The sequence below is a fragment of the Haladaptatus sp. DYF46 genome (assembly GCF_021083305.1).
Classification (GTDB): domain Archaea; phylum Halobacteriota; class Halobacteria; order Halobacteriales; family Haladaptataceae; genus Haladaptatus.
The window spans coordinates 248709-274187 of record NZ_JAJFAY010000004.1 but is presented as its reverse complement, the minus strand read 5'-3'; the positions used below and the strand labels follow the sequence as shown (position 1 = coordinate 274187).

The 25479-nt window shown below is 62.8% G+C and carries 27 protein-coding genes; 17 read left to right on the top strand and 10 right to left on the bottom strand.

Features of this window, described 5'->3' with window-relative positions:
* Positions 1 to 222 precede the first annotated feature (222 nt).
* The 3 genes from LJF34_RS19430 (at position 223) to LJF34_RS19420 (ending at position 4210) form a co-directional block, all read left to right on the top strand.
* Positions 223 to 1800 carry a glycosyltransferase family 39 protein gene (locus LJF34_RS19430; protein ID WP_231186968.1) on the top strand — a complete coding sequence of 526 codons (1578 nt, stop codon included), beginning with the start codon at positions 223 to 225 and terminating at the stop codon, positions 1798 to 1800.
* A gap of 117 nt (positions 1801 to 1917) precedes the next feature.
* The gene (locus LJF34_RS19425; protein WP_231186967.1) at positions 1918 to 2943 is read left to right on the top strand and encodes a Gfo/Idh/MocA family oxidoreductase; all 1026 of its coding nucleotides are present in this window, start codon (positions 1918 to 1920) and stop codon (positions 2941 to 2943) included.
* Between the two features lie 61 nt (positions 2944 to 3004).
* Positions 3005 to 4210, top strand: coding sequence for an MFS transporter (locus tag LJF34_RS19420; RefSeq protein ID WP_231186966.1), 1206 nt, complete (start codon positions 3005 to 3007; stop codon positions 4208 to 4210).
* Positions 4211 to 4233: 23 nt separating this feature from the next.
* Here the strand turns inward: LJF34_RS19420 and LJF34_RS19415 are convergent, their stop codons facing one another.
* The 3 genes from LJF34_RS19415 to LJF34_RS19405 form a co-directional block, all read right to left on the bottom strand.
* Positions 4234 to 4446, bottom strand: a complete 213-nt coding sequence (locus LJF34_RS19415) for a DUF6684 family protein (RefSeq protein ID WP_231186965.1) — start codon at positions 4444 to 4446, stop codon at positions 4234 to 4236.
* Positions 4446 to 6215 (bottom strand): cytochrome c oxidase subunit I, encoded by a 1770-nt coding sequence (gene ctaD, locus LJF34_RS19410; protein ID WP_231186964.1) that lies wholly within the window; start codon positions 6213 to 6215, stop codon positions 4446 to 4448. The genes LJF34_RS19415 and ctaD overlap by 1 nt, the downstream gene beginning before the upstream one ends.
* 133 nt (positions 6216 to 6348) lie before the next feature.
* Entirely contained in the window at positions 6349 to 7242 is an 894-nt protein-coding gene (locus LJF34_RS19405; RefSeq protein ID WP_231186963.1) for a succinate dehydrogenase/fumarate reductase iron-sulfur subunit, read from the bottom strand.
* A gap of 157 nt (positions 7243 to 7399) precedes the next feature.
* Here LJF34_RS19405 and LJF34_RS19400 point away from each other — a divergent pair, with 157 nt between their 5' ends.
* From LJF34_RS19400 to LJF34_RS19390, 3 genes are all read left to right on the top strand, one after another.
* The gene (locus LJF34_RS19400; RefSeq protein ID WP_231186962.1) at positions 7400 to 7978 is read left to right on the top strand and encodes a hypothetical protein; all 579 of its coding nucleotides are present in this window, start codon (positions 7400 to 7402) and stop codon (positions 7976 to 7978) included.
* A 24-nt stretch (positions 7979 to 8002) separates the two neighbouring features.
* On the top strand, positions 8003 to 9580 hold the full coding sequence (locus tag LJF34_RS19395; RefSeq protein WP_231186961.1) for an acetolactate synthase large subunit: 1578 nt from the start codon (positions 8003 to 8005) through the stop codon (positions 9578 to 9580).
* A 78-nt stretch (positions 9581 to 9658) separates the two neighbouring features.
* Complete coding sequence (locus LJF34_RS19390) at positions 9659 to 10597, top strand: purine nucleoside permease (protein ID WP_231186960.1); 939 nt, start codon at positions 9659 to 9661, stop codon at positions 10595 to 10597.
* A gap of 23 nt (positions 10598 to 10620) precedes the next feature.
* On the opposite strand, the gene LJF34_RS19385 is transcribed toward LJF34_RS19390, so the two are convergent.
* Together LJF34_RS19385 and LJF34_RS19380 are read right to left on the bottom strand one after the other, a co-directional pair.
* Positions 10621 to 11439, bottom strand: a complete 819-nt coding sequence (locus tag LJF34_RS19385; protein ID WP_231186959.1) for an aldo/keto reductase — start codon at positions 11437 to 11439, stop codon at positions 10621 to 10623.
* Positions 11440 to 11518: 79 nt separating this feature from the next.
* Positions 11519 to 12346, bottom strand: a complete 828-nt coding sequence (locus LJF34_RS19380; protein ID WP_231186958.1) for a phosphosulfolactate synthase — start codon at positions 12344 to 12346, stop codon at positions 11519 to 11521.
* Positions 12347 to 12455: 109 nt separating this feature from the next.
* Here LJF34_RS19380 and LJF34_RS19375 point away from each other — a divergent pair, with 109 nt between their 5' ends.
* Positions 12456 to 12938, top strand: a complete 483-nt coding sequence (locus LJF34_RS19375; RefSeq protein WP_231186957.1) for a hypothetical protein — start codon at positions 12456 to 12458, stop codon at positions 12936 to 12938.
* A 22-nt stretch (positions 12939 to 12960) separates the two neighbouring features.
* On the opposite strand, the gene LJF34_RS19370 is transcribed toward LJF34_RS19375, so the two are convergent.
* The 3 genes from LJF34_RS19370 to LJF34_RS19360 form a co-directional block, all read right to left on the bottom strand.
* Positions 12961 to 13293: a hypothetical protein gene (locus tag LJF34_RS19370; RefSeq protein ID WP_231186956.1), complete on the bottom strand. Its 333-nt coding sequence runs from the start codon at positions 13291 to 13293 to the stop codon at positions 12961 to 12963.
* A 161-nt stretch (positions 13294 to 13454) separates the two neighbouring features.
* Complete coding sequence (locus tag LJF34_RS19365) at positions 13455 to 13775, bottom strand: hypothetical protein (RefSeq protein WP_231186955.1); 321 nt, start codon at positions 13773 to 13775, stop codon at positions 13455 to 13457.
* Between the two features lie 368 nt (positions 13776 to 14143).
* Positions 14144 to 15487 (bottom strand): MmgE/PrpD family protein, encoded by a 1344-nt coding sequence (locus LJF34_RS19360; protein ID WP_231186954.1) that lies wholly within the window; start codon positions 15485 to 15487, stop codon positions 14144 to 14146.
* Between the two features lie 115 nt (positions 15488 to 15602).
* On the opposite strand from LJF34_RS19360, the gene LJF34_RS19355 reads away from it, so the two are divergent.
* Positions 15603 to 16058, top strand: a complete 456-nt coding sequence (locus LJF34_RS19355; protein WP_231186953.1) for a cupin domain-containing protein — start codon at positions 15603 to 15605, stop codon at positions 16056 to 16058.
* A gap of 31 nt (positions 16059 to 16089) precedes the next feature.
* On the opposite strand, the gene LJF34_RS19350 is transcribed toward LJF34_RS19355, so the two are convergent.
* Positions 16090 to 16482 (bottom strand): MaoC/PaaZ C-terminal domain-containing protein, encoded by a 393-nt coding sequence (locus tag LJF34_RS19350; protein WP_231186952.1) that lies wholly within the window; start codon positions 16480 to 16482, stop codon positions 16090 to 16092.
* A gap of 87 nt (positions 16483 to 16569) precedes the next feature.
* Between LJF34_RS19350 and LJF34_RS19345 the strand changes: the two genes are divergently transcribed.
* The 5 genes from LJF34_RS19345 (at position 16570) to LJF34_RS19325 (ending at position 20447) form a co-directional block, all read left to right on the top strand.
* Positions 16570 to 17373, top strand: coding sequence for an alpha/beta hydrolase (locus tag LJF34_RS19345; RefSeq protein ID WP_231186951.1), 804 nt, complete (start codon positions 16570 to 16572; stop codon positions 17371 to 17373).
* Positions 17366 to 19006 carry an AMP-binding protein gene (locus tag LJF34_RS19340; RefSeq protein ID WP_231186950.1) on the top strand — a complete coding sequence of 547 codons (1641 nt, stop codon included), beginning with the start codon at positions 17366 to 17368 and terminating at the stop codon, positions 19004 to 19006. The genes LJF34_RS19345 and LJF34_RS19340 overlap by 8 nt, the downstream gene beginning before the upstream one ends.
* An 89-nt stretch (positions 19007 to 19095) precedes the next feature.
* Complete coding sequence (locus LJF34_RS19335) at positions 19096 to 19299, top strand: hypothetical protein (protein WP_231186949.1); 204 nt, start codon at positions 19096 to 19098, stop codon at positions 19297 to 19299.
* Positions 19300 to 19424: 125 nt separating this feature from the next.
* On the top strand, positions 19425 to 19628 hold the full coding sequence (locus LJF34_RS19330; protein WP_231186948.1) for a hypothetical protein: 204 nt from the start codon (positions 19425 to 19427) through the stop codon (positions 19626 to 19628).
* A gap of 117 nt (positions 19629 to 19745) precedes the next feature.
* On the top strand, positions 19746 to 20447 hold the full coding sequence (locus tag LJF34_RS19325) for a helix-turn-helix domain-containing protein (protein WP_231186947.1): 702 nt from the start codon (positions 19746 to 19748) through the stop codon (positions 20445 to 20447).
* Positions 20448 to 20545: 98 nt separating this feature from the next.
* Here LJF34_RS19325 and LJF34_RS19320 read toward each other — a convergent pair whose 3' ends face one another.
* Positions 20546 to 21415, bottom strand: a complete 870-nt coding sequence (locus LJF34_RS19320) for an SDR family oxidoreductase (RefSeq protein WP_231186946.1) — start codon at positions 21413 to 21415, stop codon at positions 20546 to 20548.
* A 121-nt stretch (positions 21416 to 21536) separates the two neighbouring features.
* On the opposite strand from LJF34_RS19320, the gene LJF34_RS19315 reads away from it, so the two are divergent.
* The 4 genes from LJF34_RS19315 to LJF34_RS19300 are packed head-to-tail and all read left to right on the top strand — an operon-like array spanning position 21537 to position 25435.
* Positions 21537 to 22961, top strand: coding sequence for an ABC transporter substrate-binding protein (locus LJF34_RS19315; protein ID WP_231186945.1), 1425 nt, complete (start codon positions 21537 to 21539; stop codon positions 22959 to 22961).
* A gap of 1 nt (position 22962) precedes the next feature.
* Complete coding sequence (locus tag LJF34_RS19310) at positions 22963 to 23730, top strand: ABC transporter ATP-binding protein (RefSeq protein ID WP_231186944.1); 768 nt, start codon at positions 22963 to 22965, stop codon at positions 23728 to 23730.
* Complete coding sequence (locus tag LJF34_RS19305) at positions 23727 to 24425, top strand: ABC transporter ATP-binding protein (protein WP_231186943.1); 699 nt, start codon at positions 23727 to 23729, stop codon at positions 24423 to 24425. Before LJF34_RS19310 ends, LJF34_RS19305 begins: the two co-directional genes overlap by 4 nt.
* Positions 24425 to 25435, top strand: coding sequence for a branched-chain amino acid ABC transporter permease (locus tag LJF34_RS19300; protein ID WP_231187254.1), 1011 nt, complete (start codon positions 24425 to 24427; stop codon positions 25433 to 25435). Before LJF34_RS19305 ends, LJF34_RS19300 begins: the two co-directional genes overlap by 1 nt.
* Positions 25436 to 25479: the final 44 nt, after the last annotated feature.

Sequence of the window (25479 nt, the reverse complement as noted above, 5' to 3'; positions counted from 1 at the left end):
CACAACCCCGTGTTACTACTGCTGGAATTTCCACCTACCGTGCGCTCGTCGTCGGTATTCGTTGCTAGCTCGGGGATAGCCACTGGATAACAAAGAGTGAATCCTGCGATAGTTTCGTCCGAGCGAGAACGCTGCCGCTGCCGATCTCGGAGCGGCGGCTCCCCACCCACAACCATGGCTAGTCATCAGACGGATTCGAATACGTCGCAGGAATCGAGAGGCTTGAGTTACGAACTACCATGGCTCGTCCCCGCGCTCCTCGCCGGTGCGTGCGTCCTCTATCTCTACGTCGGGAGCCATCCCTTCCCCTCCTTTGGTGCGGGGCTGTACTTTCAGATCGCCGAGGAGATACAGAAAAGCGGGTACGTCCTGCCGAAGACGATTCCCGGGTACACGCCCGACGGTGTTCCCTTCGCGTATCCGCCGTTCATGTTCTACATCTTGGCGCTCATCCTCGATACGACGCGTCTCGGTGCGTTCACAATCGCCCGGTTTCTCCCCGGACTCGTCTCGATAGTCTATCTCGTTCCGCTGTATTTCCTCGCGCGCGACCTGTTCAACTCGCGGCCGCAGGCCTCGCTCGCCACGCTCATCGTCGCGGTCAGTCCGCCGATACTCCAGTGGCACATCTCCGCGGGCGGCATCGTTCGCGCTCCCGCGATGCTCTTTTCGCTGACCGGGATTTACGCGGGACTCCACCTCTTCCGGGACCACGACCGGCGGTTCCTCGTCCCGTCCCTCATCGCGTTCACGCTCACGGTGTTGACCCACCCGATGTATACGATATTTTTCGTCATCAGTTTCCTCGTGCTCTACGTTCGGTTCGACCGGTCGGTTCGCGGGCTCTCTTACGGACTGATAGTCGGTCTCGGCGGCGTCGTTCTCACGGCCCCGTGGTGGCTGTCGGTGATCTCGATGCACGGATCGTCGGTGTTCAGCGGAGCGGCGGGCACCCACGGCGGCCTCGGGGGTGCCCTCCCGGCGCTGAAGCAGTTGCTACGGAAACAGATCAACGAACCGCCGTTCCTGTCGGCGTGGCACCTGCTTCCCGCGGTCGGGTGTCTCTGGCTGATACGACGGCGCGAGTACTTCCTCCCGGCGTGGTTGGTCGTCATCACGGCGACGATGAACGAGGCGCGCTTCGTGTTTCTCATCGGCGCGCTCATCAGCGCACGGTTCGTCTTCGACGGGATTTTTCGATGGATTCGCGACACCTCCTCGTCCGCCGATCGGAACGAAATCGTCACGTTCTCCGTCGTTCTGCTGGCGACCATCGGACTCAGCGGAGGGATGCTGTACGCGATGGGGGGGATGAACGCCCACGCCGGAAGCCCGTCGCTTCCCCAGTTCGTCAACGGCAACGACGTCGAGGCGATGTCGTGGGCGAACGAACACACGGACCCATCCGCACAGTTTCTGGTCCTCGGCGACGCCGCCGAGTGGTTCCCACAGCAGACGGACAGGACGATTTCCATCGGGCCGTGGGGAGTCGAGTGGAAGGGCGACCAGAAGTACGGCTATCAACTCCATCAGTTTCAGGAGCTGTCACGATGTCACAGTTCCAACTGTCTGACGGCGGAGCTAATGCGGATGGACGTCCATCCGCAGTACGTCTACGTCCCGAAAGGGGCGTACACGATTCGAGGGATGCGTCACCATCAACCGCCGGAGATGATGTCGACGATGCTTTCGTCGCCGCAGTATCGTCTCGTGTTCGAGAACGAGGACGTGGCCATCTTCGAGATGTCGGACGGCTGGCATCCGCCGGGACCCGGAACGAGCGGACCGGTACCCGTCTGAGGGGCGAAGGGAAGGAAAATACGCCGTCGACAAATTCGTCGTGAAACCGCCACGAAAGATAAGACGGGGGCGTGCGTACCGACCACTCGTACGAATTACTTCACGAGAGAGTGACTTATGTCAGGACAATCCCCATCCCCCGAAAAGCATCGTATCGGCGTCATCGGCGGCGGTTTCATCGGAACGACCGTCGGACGATCGTTCGAGGAAGACCCGCGTTCGACCGTCGTCGCCCTCGCGGACGTGAGCGAGGCGGCCCGCGAGGAAGCCGGAAACACGCTGTATATCGGCCAAGGATCCCAATACGAATCGTACGAGGAGATGCTGGACGCGGAGGAACTGGACGCGGTACTCATCGGAACGCCGCACGCTTTCCACTACGAGCAGATAACGACGGCGCTGGACCACGGCCTTCACGTACTGTGTGACAAGCCGCTCACCATCGACACCGAGGAGGCACGGGAACTCGTGGAACGCAGCGAGCGACTCGACGATCAAGTGCTGATGGTCGGCTATCAGCGCCATCTGAACGAGGCGTTCGTACGGGCACGTGAGCGGTGGACCGACTCGGACCTGACGCCGCGGTTCATCAGCGCGGAAATCACGCAGAACTGGATTTCGCGGTTCGAGGATGCGTGGCGGACCGACCCCGACCTTTCCGGCGGCGGGAACCTCTACGACACGGGGAGCCACCTCGTCGATGCGGTGCTGTGGACGACGGGCCTGACGCCGACGTCGGTGCAGGCGGAGATGACGTTCGCCGACGAGGAAAACCGGGTGGACGAGCGCGCACAACTCACCGTCAGGTTCGAAAACGACGCATCGGCGAGCATTTCGGTGTTCAGCGACGCCCCAAGCGTCCGCGAACACATCCACATCTGGGACGACGAGGGAGCCATCTACCTCGAAGGACGACAGTGGGAGCCGCGACAGTTGACCGAAGTTCAGGACGACGGGACGACGGTCGCTCCGTACATCGACCAACATCGAAGCGGCGACAAGGCGGCCGTGTTCATCGACTGTATCGAGAGCGGGAAGACGCCGCCCGCCACCGCCCGCGACGCGTACGCCGTGACCGCGCTGACCGAGGCGGCCTACGAATCGGCGCGGAGCGGCGAACGCGTGGACATCTCGCTCGACTGACTGCCGCTCACCTCGCCGGTTCCGCCCACTTTTTATCGGTGGCCCGAGGACCATTGCTCGGATGAGAACCCGAGTTCGGAACGGTTTTTCGCGGGTGTCGGAGTACGATGCGCTCCTGCTGACGGCCGCACTCTGGTTTCTCGCGAAGTTCCTTCGTTACGCGCTTCCAGCGCTGTTTCCCACCTTTCGGACCCAGTTCGGCGTCTCGAACGCCCTCCTCGGGACGATATTCACGGTCACGATGCTCTGTTATTCGCTCATGCAGTTCCCGAGCGGAGTCCTCGCCGACCGGTTCGGCGCGGTGCAAGTCATCGCCGCCGGTGCCGTGATCACCGGTGGAGGCGCGCTTGTTTTGGGAATCGCCGCGCCGTTCACGGTACTCGTCGGTGGAATGTTCCTCGTCGGTCTTGGGACGGGAATCCACAAGACCGTCTCCATCAGGTTGCTGTCGCGGGTGTATCCCGCGAGAACGGGGCGAGCGCTCGGCCTGTTCGACACCCTCGGCGCGTTCGGCGGCGTGGCCGCGCCAACCGCCGTCGTCCTCGTGACCGACGCGGGTAACTGGCATCTCCTCTTTCTCGTCGGGACGGTGATGGGGTTCGCGCTCGCAGGCGGCGTCCTCGCGTTCGTGCCGCGACGGACGTCGGACTCCGTGAATATCGACGGCGATGGTTCGGCGAACGCACTCGCGCTTCGGCAGTATCTAGCGCTCTTTCGAAGCCGTCGGTTCACGGCGTTCGTCGGCGCGACGGTGTGTTTCAGTTTCGCGTACAACGGCGTCGTCGCGTTCCTTCCGCTCTATCTCACCGAGCACGGCCTGTCGGGGTCGAACGCGTCGCTCATTTACAGCGCGCTGTTCGCCGTGAGTCTGGTACAGGTCGTCACCGGCGACCTGTCGGACCGCATCGGACGACTTCCGCTCGCCACCGCCGTCCTCGCCGTCGCGGCGGGTGCGCTCGGAGCGCTGTCGATGGCCGGAACGGCGGGTCCGCTCGTGTTCGGCGGTATCGTCGTCTTTTTCGGCGCCGGAAGCCATGGCTTCCGGCCGATTCGTGACTCGTACCTCGCGGCGACGATTCCCGACGACGTGACCGGCGGCGGCCTCGGGTTGGTGCGTACCCTCCTGATGGGTGTCGGCGCACTGGCCCCCGCCATCGTCGGCGTCCTCTCCGATACGGAGGGATTCGCCGCCGCTTTCGGCCTCCTCGCCATCGTAATGGCGGGTGCGTCGCTCTTTTCTGTACTCACCGAACTCATCGGGCGGTGAGGCGGGGAACTCCTCCGACAGCGCTACCCGACGTACCGCGCTGCGATCCACGTCAATAGCCCGAGCAGGACGAACGGGATGATGGTCAGGAGGTGTGCCATCGCGGAGATCAACGGTTCACCGTGCCACGGCGTCCAGACGAAGGCCAGGACGATGAAGAACAACAGGATGAGCATCGGGACGATGTTCACGACGATGTCGAGCATGGTCTCGCGGTCGAACGGGGAGTACGACATCAGGTATCGCCCCCCGCGTCCTCCGAACCGCCGTCGGTCAGTCCGTCACCGTCGCCGCCGTCGGCGAGCGCGGTTTCGCGTCGCTTCTCGAACCACACCCATTCGGGCGAAAGCATGCCCTCCTCCTCCAACGCCCACGGGTCGCCGCTCTCGACAGTCGGACCTTCGAGCCACGACTGGACGATGTTCCAGACGAAAATGAGCTGGCCCAGTCCGACGACGAGCGCCCCGAGGGTCGCGACCTGATGCCACGTCGTGAACTGCGGAAGGTAGGTCGCATACCGGCGCGGCATGCCGCCGTAGCCCAAAAAGAGCATGGCGAAGAACGCCACGTTCGTCCCGATCATGGTGAGCCAGAAGTGCCAGTGGGCGAGGGTTTTCTGGTACATCCGTCCGGTGATGATGGGAAACCAATAGTACACCCCCGCGAACAGCGCGACGGCGATGGCCCCCATCACGAGGAAGTGAAAGTGGCCGACAACGTAGTAGGTGTCGTGGAGCACGAGGTCCACCGGAATCGACGCAAGGAAGACGCCCGTCACGCCGCCGATGATGAAGTTTTGGATGAATCCGATACTGAACAGCATCGGCGCGGTCAGGCGTATGTTCCCGTTCCACATCGTCGTGATCCAATTGAACGTCTTCACCGCACTCGGAACGGCGATGGCCAGCGACACCGCCATGAAGCTGAGACGGATACGCGGGTCGATGCCCGTGGCGAACATGTGGTGTGCCCAGACGCCGAACGAGAGCACGCCGATGGCCAGCGTCGAATAGACGACGAACTTGAACCCGAACAGTTTCCGGCCCGCGAAACGGGGGAGGATGAGGCTGACGAGTCCCATCGGCGGCAGGACGATGATGTACACCTCCGGGTGGCCGAAGAACCAGAACAGGTGTTGCCAGAGGATCGGACTACCGCCGCCCTGCGGGGAGAAGAACGTGGTGCCGAAGTTCCGGTCGAGCAACAGCATGATGAGGGCGCTGCCCAGCATCGGGAACGCGAACAGGACCAGGCCGGACTGGGTGAGAACCGTCCACGAAAACAGGTCGAGGTTTTCCCATCCGATGTTCGGGCCGCGTTCGGTGAAGATGGTCGCGATGAAGTTGATGGCACCCATCGTGGTGCTGATACCGGAGAGGTGCAGGCCGAGGAGCATCAGGTCCACGGACGGACTCGGTTGCTGTACGGAAAGGGGCGTGTACATCGTCCAACTCGTCTGCGACGGTTGGATTCCCGACCCGACCGCTCCCAGCGGGAAGCCGATCCAGATGAGCGTGGCGGCGGCCGGAAGGAGCCAGAAGGCGATGGCGTTCACCCGGGGGAAGGCCATGTCGTCCGCGCCGATGAGGAGCGGAATGAAGTAGTTCCCGAACGCGAATATCATCGGCGTGGCGAACAGGAACAGCATCGTCAGGCCGTGCGTCGTCAAGAGGGCGTTGTACTCTTGGGCCGTGAGGATCGTCGACACCGGGGTGAGCAACTCGACTCTCATCAGTAGGACCCCGACTCCGGCCCAGACGAACGATATCATCGCGAACACGCCGTAGAGTATGCCGATGTCCTTGTGGTCGACCGTTGTCAGCCATCGGAGTATCCCCGATGGCTTCTGCTCGTAGACGGACCGCTGTTCTTCTCCTTGACCCACCCCCCCACCTGTGGGTGTGTACGACCGCCAGTCCTCGACTTGTAGAATGAAATACAGGACGAGGAGGAGGAACCCACCCATCAGGACGGTGAGCGCCAATGATGTGGTAAGCGCTGCCATCATACAATGGTCGGGAGCGAGGGAGTAATTCGTTTCGGTCGTTTGTCATTATTTACGGTGCGCCTCGGGTCCAATCTATAACCTGAATTGTGTACGACGTGAACTGTCCCGCGAAAAGGAAAGACCCCACGGGTCACCAGAACTTGAGGTTTTTCTTCACCGCTTCCCGCTTGAGTTCCTGAATGTGCTGTGTCAACGGGATGTCCTTCGGGCAGACGTTCGTACAGGAGAACTGGGTCTGACAGCGCCAGACGCCGTGTTCTTGGTCCATCTGGTTCAGTCGGTGATCCGTCACGGATTCGCCCTCGCGTTCGTCCATGGCGAACCGATAGGCCATGTTGATGGCCGCCGGGCCGAGATACTGGTTATCCTCCGCCGCGATGTTACACGAGGACATACACGCGCCGCACCAGATACAGCGCGTGGACATCTTGATTTCCTCCCGATTCTCGCGGCTCTGGCGCTGTTCTTCGAGGTCGTCGTCCGGTTTCTCCTCCGTCTGGAGGTATGGTTCGACCGAGTGCATCTGGTCGTAGAAGTGTTCCATATCGACCACGAGGTCCTTGACGACGTCCTGATGCGGGAGCGGTTCGACCTGCACCGGGCTGTCGAGTTCGGACACCTGCGTCTGGCACCCCAATCGCTGCGACCCGTTGATAAAGAAGGCGTCGCTCCCGCAGATGGCCTGCCGGCAGGAGTGACGGAACGTGAGCGTCGTATCGAAGTTGTCGCGGGCGTAGATGAGCGCGTCGAGGACCGTCAATCCGCGCTTGTCGGGAACGTAGAAGTGGTCGAAGCGCGGCTTTTGCTTCTCCGGCACGTCCGGGTCGTAACGAAACACCTTGAGGTGGACCCGCTCGCCCTCCGGTTCCGTCTCGCGTTCGACCTCTGCCGCGCGCTCGCGTCGCTGCGCTTTCCGGTCCAATCGGTCCTGTTGTGGCGACGCGATGTCGCTTCCCGCTTGCGTCTCGCCCTCCTGTACACCCTCCGAATCCGACTGCTCTACTTCCCGTTCCTGTTGACTCATCGGAAACCCCGTTCATCCGTATCACGGGCCGAACGAGGATAAATCCAGTCCTCGGCACGGGCCTTCGTCGAACGGAAAGACGGTGAGAAAGACGAACATCTCCGCGGAACCGACAAAAATGGTAACATGTCGCACGACCATCTCGGAGCGACTCCCCATGGAATCGAAACGACACGTACGAACCCGACGGGACGTCCTCAAACGAGGTGCCTTCGCTGCCGCGGGGGTCGCCTTTGGCGCGCCATCGCTCGCCGGAGCGGCGAGCGCACGGGACGGCGCGCAGGAATGCTGTAAGACCTGCTGGATGGACGTGAAACCCGGCTGTTGTCCGAACACGATACACGCGCGGAAGAACCGACTCGTCACCGTCTACGTCGGATGGCCGAACGTGAAACCCGAGAGCATCCGATTGGTGCCGTCGTCTGCCCCACCCATGTTCGAAACGCGAAACTGCCAGAAGTACCGAAATCCGAAATGGAAGGGCGTCTCCTGTGGCGACATCGACGACCTGCTTTCGAAAGCGGACGGGCGATCCGCACGACCGTGTCGGGTGAACGTCAGGAACGTCGACGGCGACGACGACGGGGACACCGTGCTCAAGGTCTGTAGCTGTGACCTCGAACTGTGTTCCACCGACCGAACCCTGCTCCTCGAAGCCGAGACGGGAAACGGGTGCCGACTGCTCGCCATGGACAGCGTGAAGCCGGTGGGCTGTGGAACCGCCAACAAACACTAATCGTTCTTCCTCGTATTTCGACCGATGAAAGCATCCGACTTACTGGTGGACTGTCTGGAACAAGAAGGGGTGGAGTACGTGTTCGGTCTGCCGGGCGAGGAACTGGGCGACGTGCTGTTCTCCCTCCGCGATTCGGACATCGAGTTCATCCCCGTCCGACACGAGCAGGGCGCGGCGTTCATGGCCGACGTCCACGGGCGCGTGACCGGACGGGCGGGTGTCTGTCTCTCGACGCTCGGACCCGGCGCGACGAACCTTCTAACGGGGGTTGCGGACGCCCACGTGGACAAGAGTCCCGTCGTCGCCATCACCGGACAGGCGGGTCTGGAACGACAGCACAAGGAGAGCCACCAACTCCTCGATGTCCTCCACACCTTTCGGTCGGTGACGAAGTGGAACACGCAGATGACCGACCCCGAGACCATCAACGAGTCGGTCCGCAAGGCGTTCAAACTCGCGGAGTACGAGAAACCCGGCGCGACACATCTCGAATTCCCGGAGGACGTCGCGGCGGAGGAGACCAGCGCGAAACCGCTCCAATCAACCCGACGAATCAGGCGACCCGACCCGGACGAACGGTCGGTCGAACATGCCACGGAACTCCTCCAAGCGGCGGATAGACCGCTCGTGATCGCCGGAAACGGCGCGGTTCGGGAACGGGCGGCCGAAAGCCTCCGCGAGTTCGTCTCCGAGACCGCGGTTCCGGTCGTCGGAACCTACATGGGCAAGGGGGCGCTCTCGGACGCCGACGAACACTCGCTGTTCACGCTCGACTCGGGCGAAAACGGGGAAGCCGCGGACGCCATCGCGCAGGCGGACTGCGTACTGACGCTCGGGTACGACATCGCGGAACACGACCCGGAAAAGTGGAACCCCGACCGCGACAAGGACATCGTCCACCTCGATTCGGAACCCGCCGAGGTGTACGAACACTACAACCCGAACGTGGAACTCGTCTGTGACATCTCCGCCGGACTCAATGCGCTCCGGACGCGACTGGACGTGGCCTGTCCCGCCGGATGGTATCGAGACCAGCGCGAGGCCATCGCGGAACAGACGGCGCGATTCCCCGAAGCGGACGACCCGACCACGGTGAAAAGCGTCCTCCCGTTCCTCCGGGAGGCGATGGCCGACGACGACGTCCTCGTCTCCGATGTGGGGAGTCACAAGATGGCCATCGCGCGGAGTTTTCCGACGTACGAACCCAACACGGTCATCATCTCGAACGGGTTGGCGAGCATGGGAATCGGCGTTCCGGGGGGTCTCGCCGCCGACCTCGCCGTCGATTCCAACGTCGTCGTCGCCACCGGAGACGGCGGATTCCTGATGAACGCGGCCGAAATCGACACCGCGACCCGACTCGGCTGTGAGTACACCATCATCGTCTTCAACGACGACGAGTACAGACTCATCACCGAGGAACAGGAGGAGGAGTTCGGCGAACACTTCGGGACCGGCCTGACGAACCCCGACTTCGTGACGTTCGCCGAAAGCTTCGGCATCGACGCCGTGCGGGCCGAGACGTGGGACGAAATCGACGACGCGCTGACCGATGCGATCGAAAGCGACGGCATGACACTGGTCGAGATTCCGGTGCAGTAGGGACGACCGCGCCGAAATCGTGTCGACGGGTGCCCCGACCGAAATCACCTATACGAACGCCGCCGAACCGGTTCTCAAATGACGGATGCGACGGAGCCGATAGTCCTCGACGTCCTCCTGCTTCCGGCCTTCGCAGCGGACGATTTCGACTTTGCGAAGGATTTGCCCGACGAGTTCGAACTGTGGCGCGAGAGCTACGAATTCGAGGAGTCGGTGTCGATTCCGGGCGCGAACATGCCCCTCTATTACACCGACGACGGAATCGGAATCACGTCCACGGGGATGGGGAAGGCGGACGCCGCTGCCACCGTGACGGCCATCCTCGCCTCGCCGAAAATCGACTCCTCGGAGGCGTACTTCGTCACGGTCGGCGTCGCGGGGTCACCGCCGGACGTGGGGACGCTCGGGTCGGTGTTCCTCGCGGACGACATCGTCGATTGGGATCGGAAACACCGCTGGTCGGAACGCGACGGGGAGCGGGAGGAAGAACGGAAACGGGAGAAAGGGAAACGGGAGATGCCGCTCGAACTGCTCTCCTATCGCCCCTATGATTACGTCTATCACCTGAACGGGGAACTCGTGGCGGACGCTCGCCGCGCCGGAGAATCGGTCGAACTCCTCGATTCGCCGGGAACGGAGGCGTACCGAAACCGCTATTCGCAGGTCGCGGCGCGGAAGAAACCGAGCGTCGAGGTGGGAACGACGCTCTGTGGCGACGAGTTCTGGCACGGCGAAGCCGTCGCCGAGCAGGCCCAGTGGCTCGTGGATCAGTACGACGCCGGAACCTACGCGACGACCGAAATGGAGGAGATGGGAACCGCAACCGCGCTCGACCGGTTCGGACTGCTGGACCGGTATCTGAGCGTGCGCGGCGTCGTCAACTTCGACAGACCCTACGACGGGCAGTCGATTCGAGACAGTCTGCACGACGGCGTGCAAGCCGAAACGTTCGACGTCACGCTTGAGAACGTTCGCCGCGTCGGGTCAACCATCGTGGAGGAACTGCGCGACGATTGAAGTGAAACCGGAAAATCAGCAGTCTACCGACCCAACCGACCGCGAAGCATCGACATTCCCGTTCGGAGACGCGACGGGCGTCCCACGAGGGCCATCTCGGTTTCCGTCAGTTCGAAGTCGAAGATTTCGAGGTTCTGCGCTAGGTGCTCCGCGCTCGTGGACTTCGGAATCGTCACCACGTCGTCCTGTTGTGTCACCCACCGAAGCGCGACCTGCGCCGGGGATTTATCGTACTTGTTCCCGAGTTCGGTGAGGATGTGGTCGCGCATGGCCCCGCCGTGGGCCAAGGGACTGTAGGCCGTCAACAGCACGTCGTTTCGCCGGCAGTAGTCGAGCACTTCCTCCTGCGGGTTGAACGGGTGGAACTGCACTTGGTCGGTGAACACGTCCACCGTCGCCTCCTTCCGTGCCGTCTCCAACTGCTCCGCGTCGAAGTTGCTCACGCCGATGTGGCGCGCCAACCCGTCCGTCCGCATGTCCGAGAGCGTCCGCATCACCTCGCCCGTCGACGCGAGCGGGTTCGGCCAGTGGATGAGGAGCAAATCGACGTAGTCGGTGCCCAACTGCGCCAGACTCTCGTGCACGGAGTTCACGATATCGACGCGTTTGCGGTGCATCGGCCACACTTTCGTCGTCAGAAAGACCTCCTCGCGGTCCACGTCGGAGTGTTGAATTGCTTGACCGACCTGCCGTTCGTTGCCGTACGCCTGTGCGGTGTCGATGTGTCGATAGCCGAGGTCGAGTGCGGTTTCCACCGCCTCGCGGCAGGTCGCACCCTCCATTCGCCACGTCCCGAGGCCGATTTTCGGAATCTCTTCCCCCTGAATCGTCTCGTACTCCATATCCTTCGTGTCGGGATGCGGCGGTAAATATCGACTGGCGGACTGATGGGGGACGGGCGGTTCACCCGTCCTCGTTGGTTCACCCGTCCTCGTTGTACGACACCACGCGACCCCAGGAACTCTTCTTCCCCCACAGGCCCGACCGCATGCACTCCAACTCCACGATCTGGGAGTTGTCCACGAACAGGTTCACCTCCGGCCCGAAGTTCTTGATGTACCACTCGAACACCTGCGGGTCCGCGGCCTCGAACACGCAGTTCTCGATGCCGACCTCGTTCGCGATTTCGAAGGCCACGTCGGTCCGCCAGTCGCGGACGCGCTCCGTGATGCCCTCGGATTCGACCATGATCTTGTACGCCCCGGCGTCGAGGTGGCGCTCCGCCTCCCGAATCGCGCTCCCGGGGTCGATGGCCGCCTCGCTCTCCAGTTCCTCGACGGAGGAGGCCCCGCCGGCACCGAACTGGACGTTGATTTCCGGCTTGGCCTTCAGGCCGTGGTCCTGAACGAGTCGGGTCAGTTCCACGAGGTCGTCGGTGTCGATGGCGATGAACCCCGACGATATTTCCACGATGTCGAAGCCGAGGTTTCCGGCCTCCTCGATGTACCGCTCCACCTCGTCGTTGTCGCGGACGAGGACGTTCTCGATGAAACCACCCGTCGAGACCTGAACGTCGTGGTCGTGGCAGATGGAGATGAATTCCTCCACCACGTCCTCGGGCATCAGGGCGAACGACCCGCCCGAGAACTTGTAGATATCCACGTATTCGCCCATCGTATCGAGAATGTCCTGCAGTTCGCGCGGCCCCATCGGGTCGTAGTACGGCCCGCGCATCTCGGTGATTCCCTTGTCGCGCGGTTTCGATTCGCGTTCGTTGACGTGCAGAAAGTCGAATGCTCTGTCGGTCATGAAAACCCCCTACGGGTACGACGAACAGATACAAAAGGAGTTGGGCGTCGGAGAATGACAGTTCACCAATAGAAGATGCGTTCGCCAAAGGTTGAAGAAAAGCGGAGGTATGGACTCGCCGTCGTCCCTCGCGTCGGAGATTCGATCGATGAGCTTCGACGACATCTTCCTGCTCACGACGATGGCGGTGGTCGCCGTCTCGTTCGTCGGATCGGAATCGTACCTCGGAATCGACGACTGGACGATTGCGTGGGGACTGACCCTGCTGGGGATGGCGTGGGCGTTCTCCCGCAGGCGGGTCGCGTACTCGCCGATGACGTTCGGGACGAAACACCGCACGGACACGTATCCCATCGAAACGGGCGAGCAAATCCGCTGTGACTGCTGCGGAAAACCGGCAGAGAACGGTCGACGACGGCGATACGCGAAACAACAGGTGGCGTTCGGCATCCCGCTCAGAACGCTCGACTGGGGCGAGAACGCCTACTGCCGGGACTGTCTGTCGCCCGAATCGGATACCGAATTCGACTCCGAGGAGAAAACGACGGACGGGAACGACCACGCGTTGGAACTCGAAGGCAACGGCCGCTGAGATATCGTTCCACGACGACCCGCTACAGCGGGACCCACGGCGGATCGCCGATTCTGTCTATCCGCTCGCCCGTCGGAAACCGGACGAACCCGTCATCGTGACAGCCAGCGCCGTAGCGTTCGAGATGCCACGCCGCGTTGCCCCCGGAGTCCGTCGTACAGTTCTCCGCGACGGAATCGGTCGGTTGCGGGGACGCTCCCGAGGGAACGCCGATGCTCAGACCGAAGGAGAGGACGACGAGCAAAACGACGGCGACGCTGCCCGCCCGCCGACACGTTCGTCGAACTCCTGTGGCGCCCGCACCCGGGTTCTGTTCGTCCGCGGACGGGTTCGAACCGCGTTCACACCCCGTCATGACTGAGCAAACCAACGGGTCACCGGTGTTTTGTTATTGGGAGCCAGTTCGGCGGTCAACTTCGATTACCGGTCGCTACGGCGGAAACGGTCCGAAAAATTAGCTATTACCGAGCTGCCGGGGTTCGGTTCCCCGAATCGAACAGCGGTAGTAGTTCGGTTTTAGTTGGACTGCCAGTTGAAGTTCTGGGCGTTCGAGCCCGCGACCTGTGCGTTCTCGTTCTCTTGGGCGTTGGCTTGAATAGCCGTCGCGTCGTCAGATTCTGCCTCGCCACCGTTCCACGCGGCGCTGGCCGAGATCGCGTAGTTGTCGTCCTGTTCGTTGACGTTAGCCTGTCCGACGTACTGTTCCTGGTTCACGCCCGACAACGCGTACTGTTCGCTGTACTGTACGCTATCGCCGCCGTCTTGATGGTGGTGGCGATCTGTTGCGGCAGCGTTTCCGGCGAAGCCCACCACGAAGAGACTGGCGACCAGACTCATCGCGAGGAGAACTCTGAATCCTTTTTTCATTGTATCTACCTGGACGACACCGACACGTCGTCGTGTGTTCATCGTCCACTTTCTCGTGTCGCCGCATCTGTATTTCAATGGAGAGGACCGTTTTATCGACGCCGTCGCCCAGTACTCGTCGGCTATCCCGACCGGTACGGTATAAGCGCGACGGACCGCTCGAATCGACCGAATTCAGGCCTTTTGGTCCAAATCTGGTGACGTAGCTTACCGAATAAAGCACGGCTGACGCTCCGTAATGAGTCTCCTATGTTTCAATATGGGCGGGCTGTCAGCCGAGTTATATGGTATCTATTCACACCATACCCCCCGAGTAGTGGGAGACTGACCCACCGCCGTCAGTCGAGTAATCGAACGATGTCGGTCACGTCGCGGTTTTCGAGTCCGCGTACCGCCTCGATTATGTCCTCCTGTCGCCCATCGTCGTATCGTCGGTCGGTCATCCGCTCGAACTTCGATTCGACCTGCTCCCACGACATCGAGTTGTTCGGATGCCCCGCGAAGTGGTCCTTCTCGACGTGGTACGTCGTGCCGTCGTCCATCACCACGTCGATGGTGGCGGGCATCTCTCCCGCCTCGAAACGGTCCGTGAGTTCCTCGTCCTCCTCCACTTCGACGGTTCGGAGGAGTCTCTGTACGTCGTCCTGCCGGATTCGGTCCGGATCGTACTGTGCGTTCGTCATCTCGCGATCGAGGAGCGAGACGGCGAGCATGTACGGCAGGGAGTGGTCGGCCTGCGCCTTCGTCTCCACCTCGTAGCGCGACCCTTCACCGCCGCCGATGATGAGTTTCGCGCCCGCGAACGTGTCGAGGTGAATCGAGTCCACGCGGTCGGGGTCGATGTCCTCGCGCTCCGCCAACTCGATGATGCCCTCGACGGCCGACTGGGCGTACGTCTCGGCGACGTACCGCTTCGTCATCACGTCGTGAACGCGCTCTCCGGGCGACAAGTCGACGTCGAACTCGCCGGAGACGATCTGTTTCCACCCCTTTTGGCCCTCGAACAGGTTCTTCGGCCCCTCGACGCCGTTCTTCGCCAGCATCGCCGAGTAGACGGCGTTCCGGGCGGCGTTCGCGGACGCCAACCCTTTCCACTCGGAAATCCCCTCCGTCCGGGTCACTCGCAGGGCGTTGTGCGCGGTTCCCGCGATGCCGATGGCCGAACGCGTCTCCTCGCGGTCCAAGCCGAGGAGTTTCGACGCGCCCGCCGTCGCCGAGATGACGGTATGGGTGACGTGGTCCCATCCCCTGTCCCGAACCGGCGCGTTCCACGCTAGTTCCGCCTGCACCTCGTACGCGATGGCGATGGCCGTGAGGAGGTCCTTCCCCGTACCGTCCTCGTACTCCCCGCAGACGATTGCGGCGGCGATGTTATCGCTCGGGTGCGGCGTCTCGCCGGGCGCGAGAAACGAATCCATGTAGTCGAGATAGCGGACGTAGGCCGTGTTCAGCATGGTCGCGTCCGGCGGTGAGGCGCTGCCGCCGCCCCACAGGGTGCAGTCCCCGTCGCCCATCTCCTCGACGGTGTCCCGCACCGCCTCTGCGGGTTTTTCGCCCATGGCACCGACGGCGATTCCCACCGAATCGAGCACCCGCTTTTCGAGTTCGTCCACCGTGTTCTCCGAGAGGTCGTCGTAGGTCGTTTCCGCGACGAACTCCGCGAGCTCTGCTGTGGTCGTCATGGCTCATGTGGGCAACGGGCACGGGTAAAAGTACAGCGGCGATACGGTCGGTGATTCGTCGGCACTTTCGGGACGCGGGAAAGCGCTAATCGACACCTCCGCGAATGTACACGGGATGAAAAAGGTCGCGATCGAGAGGTCCGACGGGAGCGCTCGCGTATTTAAACCGCTGGCAGGGGACCTTGAGACGGACGGCCTCGCCATCAACTACTTCGAACGTGCCCCCGGCGAGCACATCGGTGACTGCTATCATCGCCACCTCGAACAGGAAGAGGTATTCTACGTCCTCTCGGGAACGGCGACGTTCGAAACCGAGGACGGGGATGTCGAAGTCGGCACGGGGGAACTGATTCGGTTTGCACCGGGCGAGTGGCAACAGGGGAGGAACGGTGGGGACGACCGACTCGTCGTCCTCGCGCTCGGTGCGCCACGCGACGACGAACCGATGGACCTCCGACGAACCTGCCCGTCGTGTGAGGAGCGGACGCCAGCAGTCCCCGAAGAGGGGAACGGCGAAGTCGTATTCCACTGTGAGGTTTGCGGCGCGGAAACCGGTCGGTACGCGTGGTGAGCCTATTCGTGCTGCAACGACGGAACCACACCTATTCGTGTGGCAGTGACAAAACCGTCGTCGTACCCGAGAGAACGGTTCTGTCGGTCTCCGCGCGAACTTCGACCGCGAGACGGTCGTCCCCCAAATCCTCGGTCACGGTGGCCGTCGCGCTGACCGTCTCGCCCGGCCGGACGGGGTTCTCGAAGTCGAGGTGCTGGGAGAGATAGACGATGTCGCCGGGGAGCGCCGCGAGGGCGGCGCTTACGACGCTGGCCGTGAGCGCGCCGTGGGCGACGCGGCCGCCGAACAGACCGTTACCGGCGTAGTCGGCGTCCACGTGAAGCGGGTTGTCGTCGCCGGTGAGCGCCGCGAACTCGTCGATTCGTTCCTGTGTCAGTTCCAACGTGGCCGTTTCTTCGTCCCCGACGGATGCGACGGGCATACGCGAACTCGGTTCGCGGCCGGAATGAATCTCCGGGTTAACATGTGAAACAGGGGGTTGATTACTCGTTCATCCGTCGCCATAGGCATGCCATGTACCGACACCGACGGCGTCTCGCTCTACTACGAGGAGCACGGCCCGGCGGACGCCGACACCGTCGTTTTCGTGGAAGGTCTCGGCTACGGGCGGTGGATGTGGCGCTGGCAGCGCGAGGCGCTTTCGGACGACCATCACGTCGTCCTGTGGGACAATCGGGGAACGGGCAAATCCGACGCCCCGGACGGTCCGTACAGCATCGAGGAGATGGCGAGCGACCTCGAATCCGTTCTGGCCGCCGCCGGCGTCGAATCGGCGCACGTCGTCGGGGCCAGCATGGGGGGAATGATAGCCCAACGGTACGCGCTCGATTACGACCGAGCGGAAACGCTCTCCCTCCTCTGTACGACGCCCGGGGGCGAGAATTCGGTCCCGACGCCGCCCGAGACGCAAGAACGGATGTTCGACGTCCCCGCCGAGTACGACGAACGCGAGGCGATTCGCTACAAGATGGCCCCTGCGATGAGCGAGGCGTTCGCCGAGGAACGCGACGACCTCGTTTCCGACGTCGTGGACCGTCGGTTGGCCGAAGATGCGTCCGACGAAGCCAGACGGGCACAGGCGGCGGGCGTGATGCACTTCGACGCCAGCGACCGATTAGGAGAACTCACGCTGCCGACCCTCATCGCACACGGGACCGCGGACCGCGTGCTTCCGGTCGGGAACGCCGAACTGCTCGCCGACTTGCTTCCGCACGCCGAACTCGAACGCTTCGACGGCGGGTCACACCTCTTCTTCATCGAGGAGTCCGGGACGGTGAACGAACGACTGCGCACCTTCCTCCACGATGCCTGAACACCCGACACGACCGTACGAGTGGGTCGGCGCGTGGAGCGAAAAACGTGCACGACTCTCGCCGGACGCGGTGGGACTGGTGGATGCCACCACGGGCGAGCGCTACACCTACCGCGAACTGAATCGGCGGGCCAACCGCACCGCCCGTCTCCTCTACGAATACGGGGTTTCGAACGGGGAGCGCGTCGCCGTTCTCTCCCGGAACCGACCCGAATTTATCGACTGCTTTTTCGCTACCGGGAAGACCGGCGGCGTGCTCGCGCCGCTCTCACACCGCCTCGCGGCGGACGAACTGGTGCGGATGCTGAACGACGTCGAACCGGAACTCCTCGTCGTGGAAGAACCCTTCACAGACCTCGCCGCCGACGTGCTGTCCCACGACGAACGCGAGTTCGAGGGTTCGATTCTCTCCCTGTCAGCGGGCGATTCGGACTCGCTCGACGAGTCCGAATCGAGGAATCGAAAATGGCAGTCGTGGAAAACGGCGCTTCCGGCGGGCGATTCGCCCGTCGAATCCGCGGACGTGTCCATGGACGACCCGCACCTCCTCCTGCACACCGGCGGTTCGACGGGCGTACCGAAGGAGACGGTCATCACCCACGGGTCGATTCTGTGGAACTCGTTCAACACGATTACGGCGTGGGGGTTGCGACCCGAGGACGTGACGCCGATGGTGTTCCCGCTGTTCCACACCGGCGGGTGGAACGTCCTCACGGTTCCGCTCTTTCACATCGGGGCGCGGGTCGTCATCGGCCGCGAGTTCGACCCCGAGTCGGTCCTCCGAACTGTCGAATCGGAGGATGCAACCGTCCTCGTGGCGGTTCCAGCGGTCCTACGGATGATGTGTCGCCACGAGGAGTGGGCCGATACCGACCTCTCGACGCTCCGCTTCGCCAAGAGCGGCGGCGGGCCGTGCCGAAACGCCGTGATGGAGGCGTGGTGGGACCGCGGCGTCGAACTCTCGCAGGGCTACGGCCTCACCGAGTGCGGGCCGAACAACTTCACCCTGCCGGACGGGTGGTCACACGAGAAGTCCGACAGCGTGGGCGTCCCCGCGATGCACGTCGATGCCCGCGTCGTGGACGATTCGGGCGAACCGCTTCCGACGGGCGAAATCGGCGAACTGGAACTCGCCTCGCCCCACGCCGCGGACCGCTACTGGAGGAATCCGGAGGAGAGCGCCGAGACGTTCGGTCTCTCCGCGTGCGAAGCGAGGGGAGGTTCGGAAGGCGAACAACGCGGGTCTTCCGGCGGGTGGGTGTCCACGGGCGACCTCGGGCGCGTGGACGACGACGGCTACGTCTACATCGAAGGCCGCAAGAAGAACATGTACGTCAGCGGCGGCGAGAACGTCTATCCCACGGAAATCGAGGACGTCATCGCGGACCATCCCGGAGTCGAGGAAGTCGTCGTGATCGGCGTCCCCGACGAGAAGTGGGGACAGGTCGGGAGGGCGGTAGTGGAGGGAGACGAGTCGCTGACACTTTCGGATTTGGAGGCGTTTTTGGACGGGAAACTCGCGCGGTTCAAGCGCCCGCGTCACCTCGCGTTCGTGGACGAGATGCCGACATCGGGACCGTCGAAAATCGACCGAGGTGCGGTGAAAGCGGAGTTCGGTGACGGTGAGCGGTAGTCAGGTTGTCCGTTATACGCGAGGGGTCACGCCGTTCGGGATTCGAACGCACCGGAACCGATTAGCTGGTTGAAATTAATGAAAACGGTATGAGGAAAATACGCCCGCAAAACCCGTCGGTTTTCATACCGGGAATGGTCGTCCTCAGTGCGGTGGTGTGGGTGATCGTAGGGGTCCTTCTCTTCGGTGAACGCCCGGCCGACGAAGCGGTGTCCGGTGCACGGTGCGGGTTCTTTCTGTCCCTCATCTACATCTTCGACCATTGGTGGAAACGGTGGCGCGACGACGCGTAATTCGGGTCAGTTTCCGTCGAGTGTCAGCATACGACCTTTCGAACGGAAGACTCGACGGCGACGAGAGGGACGGTGAACGCCGATATTTCCAATACACATATGTCGGTGGAAAACTGATTTCGGGTATGGATATCCTCAGCCTCGAAAATCCATGGGTCTACTCGGCCATCATGGTCGTGATTTGGGTGGTGATATGGGGGGTACTCGGTGTGTTCGTCTTCGATGAGGCACTGGTTGCCACCGCGATCACGGGTGCCTTCAGCGGACTGGCGTTCGCACTCGTCTTTCAGTATCTGCGCCGGAACGAGGAGAACGCGACTGGTCCCTGACTGCCAGCGTCACCGCCTTTTCCCCCCCTTCGACGGGAGAAATCAGCCAGCAGCGAGCGATAAGGAAACTATTTTAACTCGTCTTCCGTATGTTCCGCGGTAACAGGGCGAACGATAATGATAGACCTCACGATGGACATGGAGCAGTACGACTGCCCGTTCATCGACACCTCCGACGACTACGGCGTCGCGTACTCGGCCGTTCACTGGGATTTCGACCGGGCAAGGGAGGAGTTGGACACGAGGCTGGTCGTCGAGGGTGACGACCGAACGGAACTCGAACACGGTCTACGGGCGCTCCGGGAACACGACAACATGCACGACTGCTCGCTCCTCTCGAAGCGGGACAACGTCGCGCACATCCGCACCACAATCGGGCAGACGGAGGCGATGGAGGCCATCCGCAACCACGACGGCTACATCACCGGGCCGTTCTACATCGAGGACGGCCACGAACTCTGGCACGTCGGCTTCGACCACGAGGACGTCGCGGAGGGCGCGCTCTCGGAACTCGAATGGAACAACGAGTTTGACGTGGTGTCGCGCGAGACGCCCGACCTGCCGGACCTACAGAACCTCGTACAGAACGCGGGGGCCGCGATGACGCTCATCGACGGCTGCCGGGACCTTTCGGACGTGGAGCGCGAGACGCTCGAACACGCCGTCAGGGACGGCTACTTCCAAAGCCCGCGCTCGGCCACGCTCGGAACGTTGGCCGACGAGTTCGGTGTCTCGAAACCCGCCGTCTCGAAGAACCTCCGGCGCGGACAGCGGAAGATGATTCAGCGCGTCGTGGACGCGCTGGAGCTACTGGACTGACTTTCGCTTCCGTTCGTCTGCCGATGCAAACCACTCGGTCGGCCCTCGGTCACGTGCGGTCTCGATTTTTCCAATTCGCGTGTCGGCGACGAGAGCGTTCAATCGTAGGTGAGCGTCATGCCGCCGTCGAACAGCAGGTCGCCGCCGTTCAGGTGTTTCGCGTGTTTGGAGAAACCGAAGACGAACAGGTTCGCCACGTCCTGCGGCGTCATCATCTCCTTCGTGCGCGCCTGTCCGAGCATCACGTCTTCGACGACTTCGTCGATCGAAATGCCCCGCTGTTCGGCGGTGTCGGGAATCTGGTTCGTCACGAGCGGCGTCTTCACGTACCCCGTGCTGACCGAGAAGGCCCGAACGTCGCCGTCGCCCTCCGCCGCGATCGACTGCGTGAGGCCGCGAAGGCCGAACTTCGAGACGTTGTAGGCGACCTTATCCGAAGTCGTGTAGTGACCGTGAACGGACGCCATGTTGCCGATACAGCCCGTTCCGTCGTCGCTTTCCCGCATGTGGGGGAGGCAGGCTTTCGCCAGCAGGAACGGCGCGCGGACCATCACGTCGTTGAGCAGGTCGAACTGCTCGGCCGGGAACTCGTCCACGGGGTCGATGTGCTGGAGTCCGGCGATGTTGACGAGGTATTTCACCGTGCCCGCATCCGCCGCTTGCGAGACGATCCGATTTATCTCGTCCTCGTCCGTGAGGTCTGCCGCGACCGTTTCGACGTTCTCGGCGAGTCCCAACTCCTCGGCGCGGTCGATCGTCTCGGCCAATCCCTCCTCGTCCACGTCCGTCCCGACCACCGTGAGGTCGTTCGCGGCGAGCGCGAACGTCGTCGCTCGTCCGATACCCGAGGCCGCACCCGTGACGCATGCCACGTTTTCGGGCCTGAAGTGATCGTCCTCGACGAGCAGTACCTCCTCCGGGTCGAACGTCGGCGGCGTTATCGCGTCGTCTGCCGCATCGTCTGCCATAATCCAAATCCGAACGGTAGCGAGGAAAAATACACGGTTGATATGTGAACCACCTGATTTGGGATCTGTTCACATGTTAACCCAGCAGTATTTGCCGCTCGTAACTCCCGGTATAGGTGGTATGACGAACCGGAGACTGACGCGGCGCAACGTCCTCACGTCGGCGGGAGCGGTCGGCGTGGCCGGACTGGCCGGATGTACGGGTGACGGAAACGATGGCACAAACGATACAACGGGCGACACGAATTCGAAGAACGATAATGGAACGGGCGGCATGACGAAGACGACGAAGAACGTATCGGGCACGGTCAAAATCGGCGTCTTGCAACCGATTTCGGGGAGTCTCAAATACTACGGGCAACAGAGCCTGTGGGGCTTCCTTTCGGGATTAGCGTACAAGGCCGACGCCGAACCGAAGACGGGCGTCAAGAGCGGAAAGACGGTCGTCTCGGTCGGTGACACGGACTTCGAACTGTACGTCCGGGACACCGGGTTCTCCCAGAGCAAGGCCAAGAAACTGGCGACGAACCTCGTGACTGATCAAAAGGTCGACATGCTCTTCGGCTGTGCGTCGTCGTCCTCGGCGACGACGGTCATCAAGACGGTGGCCAAGACGAGCGGCGTGCCGTACGTCGCCGGACCGGCCGCCTCGGCGTCCATCACCTCAGACGGCGAGACGTGCAACGACCTCGTGTTCCGTGCGAGCGAGAACACGGCGATGGACGCCCGGAGCGGCGGGAAATACGTCGCCAAGGAAACCGACGTGAAGAAGGTGTACCTGTTCGGGGCCGACTACAGTTTCGGCAAGGCCGTCGTCAACAACTACGAGCAGGTGCTCAAGGACGAAGGCGTCGAAATCGTCGGCAAGAAGTTCGTTCCGCAGGAACACTCGGAGTGGAAGGGACTGCTCGACAAGGCACAGGGGGCGGGCGCACAGGGTATCGTCGGCGGATTCACCGTCGCCACCCTCCCGAACCTGTTCACCGAATACCTCTCCGGGGACTACGACTACCGCGTCTTCGGCGGGCTTGCGACCCGAATCACGAACAAGGTCGTCGGCCAGACGATGCGGAAGGTCCTCGGCAAACCGCTGACGAAGGAGAAAATCGAGAACGCGAAACTCGGGCCGTTCACGACCCGTTATCACTGGAACCAGTACGACAACGACATCAACTCCTCGTTCGTCGATTCGTACACCAAGGCCTACGGCGTGGTGCCGGACCTGTTCACCTCGGGCACCTTCACCGCCGCGTCGGCCATCGTGCAGGGCGTCCACCAAAGCGGTTCCACGAAGGGGACCGACATCGCGGAAGCCATGCGCGGAATGGCGGTCAAAGACACGCCCAAAGGCGAAGACGGCTACGTCTTCCAGAAGTACAACAATCAGGCTCGGTCGGCGATGACCGTCGCCAACCTCGACCCGACGACGGACGAGTGGGCGGATAGCTGGGACGCCGCCGTCATGCCCGGCAAGCCCCTCGCCACCATCGAGGGGAAACAGGCGACCATTCCGAAGGATGCCGCCGGAATGTCCTGTTCGCTCTAACATGCTCCGAACCACGGGGCTGACACGGCGGTTCGGCGGCTTGGTCGCCGTCGATGACGTGGATTTCTCGCTCGGCGAGGGGGAACTGTGTTCGCTCATCGGGCCGAACGGGGCGGGCAAGACGACGTTTTTCAACCTGCTGACCGGCGTGCTCGCGCCGAGCGAAGGCCGAATCGAATTTCGAACGAACGGGTCGTGGCGGGACATCACGGGGACGGAACCGCACGAGACGGCGCGGTTGGGCCTTCACCGCTCGTACCAGATAACGAACGTCTTTCCGACGAGTTCCGTCCTCGAAAACGTTCGCGTCGCGGTGCAAGCACACGGAGCGGGGTCGGCCAATCCGATTCGGAACGCGGGCGCATTTCCCGAACACATCGAGGAGGCCCACGCGATTCTGGAACGCGTCGAACTCGGCGACTTCGCCGAAACGACGGCGGGGAACCTGAGCCACGGGCAGGCGCGTCAACTGGAAGTCGCCATCGCGCTCGCGGGCGATCCGGACGTCCTCCTGCTGGACGAACCGAACGCGGGCGTCTCCTCCGAGAGCGTCGGAACGATAATCGACCTCATCGAGGACGTGGCGGAGGACCACGCCGTCCTGCTGGTCGAACACAACATGGACATCGTGATGCGCGTCAGCGACCGCATCGTCGTGTTGAATCAAGGGTCGGTCATCGCCGACGACACGCCCGAGTCGGTGCGCGACGATCAACGCGTCCAGAAGGCGTACCTCGGCGGCTACGAGACGGCGGAGGGAATCGCATGAGCCTCCTCACGGTCGAGGACGCACACACCTACTACGGCGAGAGTCACGTCCTGGAGGGCGTCTCGATGGAGATCGATGCGGGCGAAGTCGTCGCCCTCGTCGGCCGAAACGGCGTCGGCAAGACGACGACGCTCCGGACCATCCTCCAACTGACCCCGCCGCGGCGGGGGAGCGTCCGGTTCCGCGGTACGGAACTGGTCGGGAAGAGCACCCACGAGGTCGCGGAGACGGGAATCGGTTGGATTCCCGAGGAGCGACGCATCTTCGCGCAACTCTCGGTCGAAGAGAACGTCCGAGTCGCGGTACCCAAGGGAAGCGACGTGACCGATGCGCTCTCGCTCGCGTTCGAAACGTTCCCCAACCTCGAAGCCCACCGCGACCGCGAGGCCGGAAATCTCAGCGGCGGCCAACAGCAGATGTTGGCCCTCGTCCGCGGCCTCGTCGGGGAGAACGACCTCCTGTTGGTGGACGAACCGAGCGAGGGACTGGCCCCGCTCATCGTCGAAGCGGTCGCCGAAGCGCTTTCCGAAGCGGCGACCGACACCACGCTGTTGCTGGTCGAACAGAACCTTCCGCTCGCGCTCGACCTCGCGGACAGGTTCTACGTGCTCGATACCGGTCGCGTGGTCGAACAGGGTGATGCGAACGAGGTGTCGACGGACGACGAGCGACTGAGGAGGTATCTCTCGGCATGATGGAACTCGTCCCGCTCGCCGGAATCGGGAGTTCCCTCGGGGATTTCTTCCGACCGTCGACGCTCGCGTCGGTGTTCGTTCAGGGATTGGCGAAGGCCGCGCTGTACGTGATGATAGCGAGCGGCCTGACGCTCATCTTTGGCCTAATGGGCGTGTTGAACTTCGCCCACGGGTCGCTAACCATGCTGGGTGCGTACCTCGGCGGATTGGTGATGGTCGCGTTCGTCTCCGCCGGAGGGGATTCTATCGCGCAGTTGGCCCTGTTCTTCGTGGCCGTCGTGGTCGTCTTCGGCCTGCTCGCTGGACTGGGAACCGCCGTCGAGGTCGGCCTGATCCGCAAACTGTACGACAGGCCGCCGGTGTACCAGATCCTCCTCACCTTCGGACTGACGCTCGTGCTGAACGAACTGGTCCGAATCGCCGTCCTGTTCTACGGCATGCAACCCCAGACCGCGTGGCAGGACGCCTTCGGGACGAAGCCCGGCTTCCTGACCACGCAGGTCGGCCTCGCCGGAATTTCCGTGAGCGGCCTCGCGCTGTTCGAAATCACGTTCGGCGTCCTCTCCGTCGCGGGAATCTGGGCCTTTCTGACCCGGACGCGCTACGGTCTCGTCATCCGCGCGGGAAGCGAGGACGCGGAGATGACGGAGGCGCTCGGCATCGACGTTCGCCGCGTGTTCACCGTCGTCTTCGCGCTCGGAACCGGGTTGGCCGGAATCGCCGGGGTTCTGTTGATGTGGGACCCGAAGTGGGGTGCAAGCGTTCCGGTCGCCTCGGAAGCACTGCTCCCGGCGTTCGTCGTCGTCATCGTCGGCGGTCTGGGGACGTTCCGAGGGACCGTGGTCGCCGCGCTCATCGTCGGCATGGTCGATGCGACGACGTCGTGGTGGTTCGTCAACGCCATCGACTTCGCGGGACTGCCCGAGATGACCATCTTCCTCATCCTCGTGGTCGTCCTCGTGCTCCGCCCGCAGGGCCTCTTCGGCGTCGAGGAGGTGGGCGGCCATTAGCACCGAAACCGGGACGGACGCGGGGCGGTCGATTTCGGAGACGG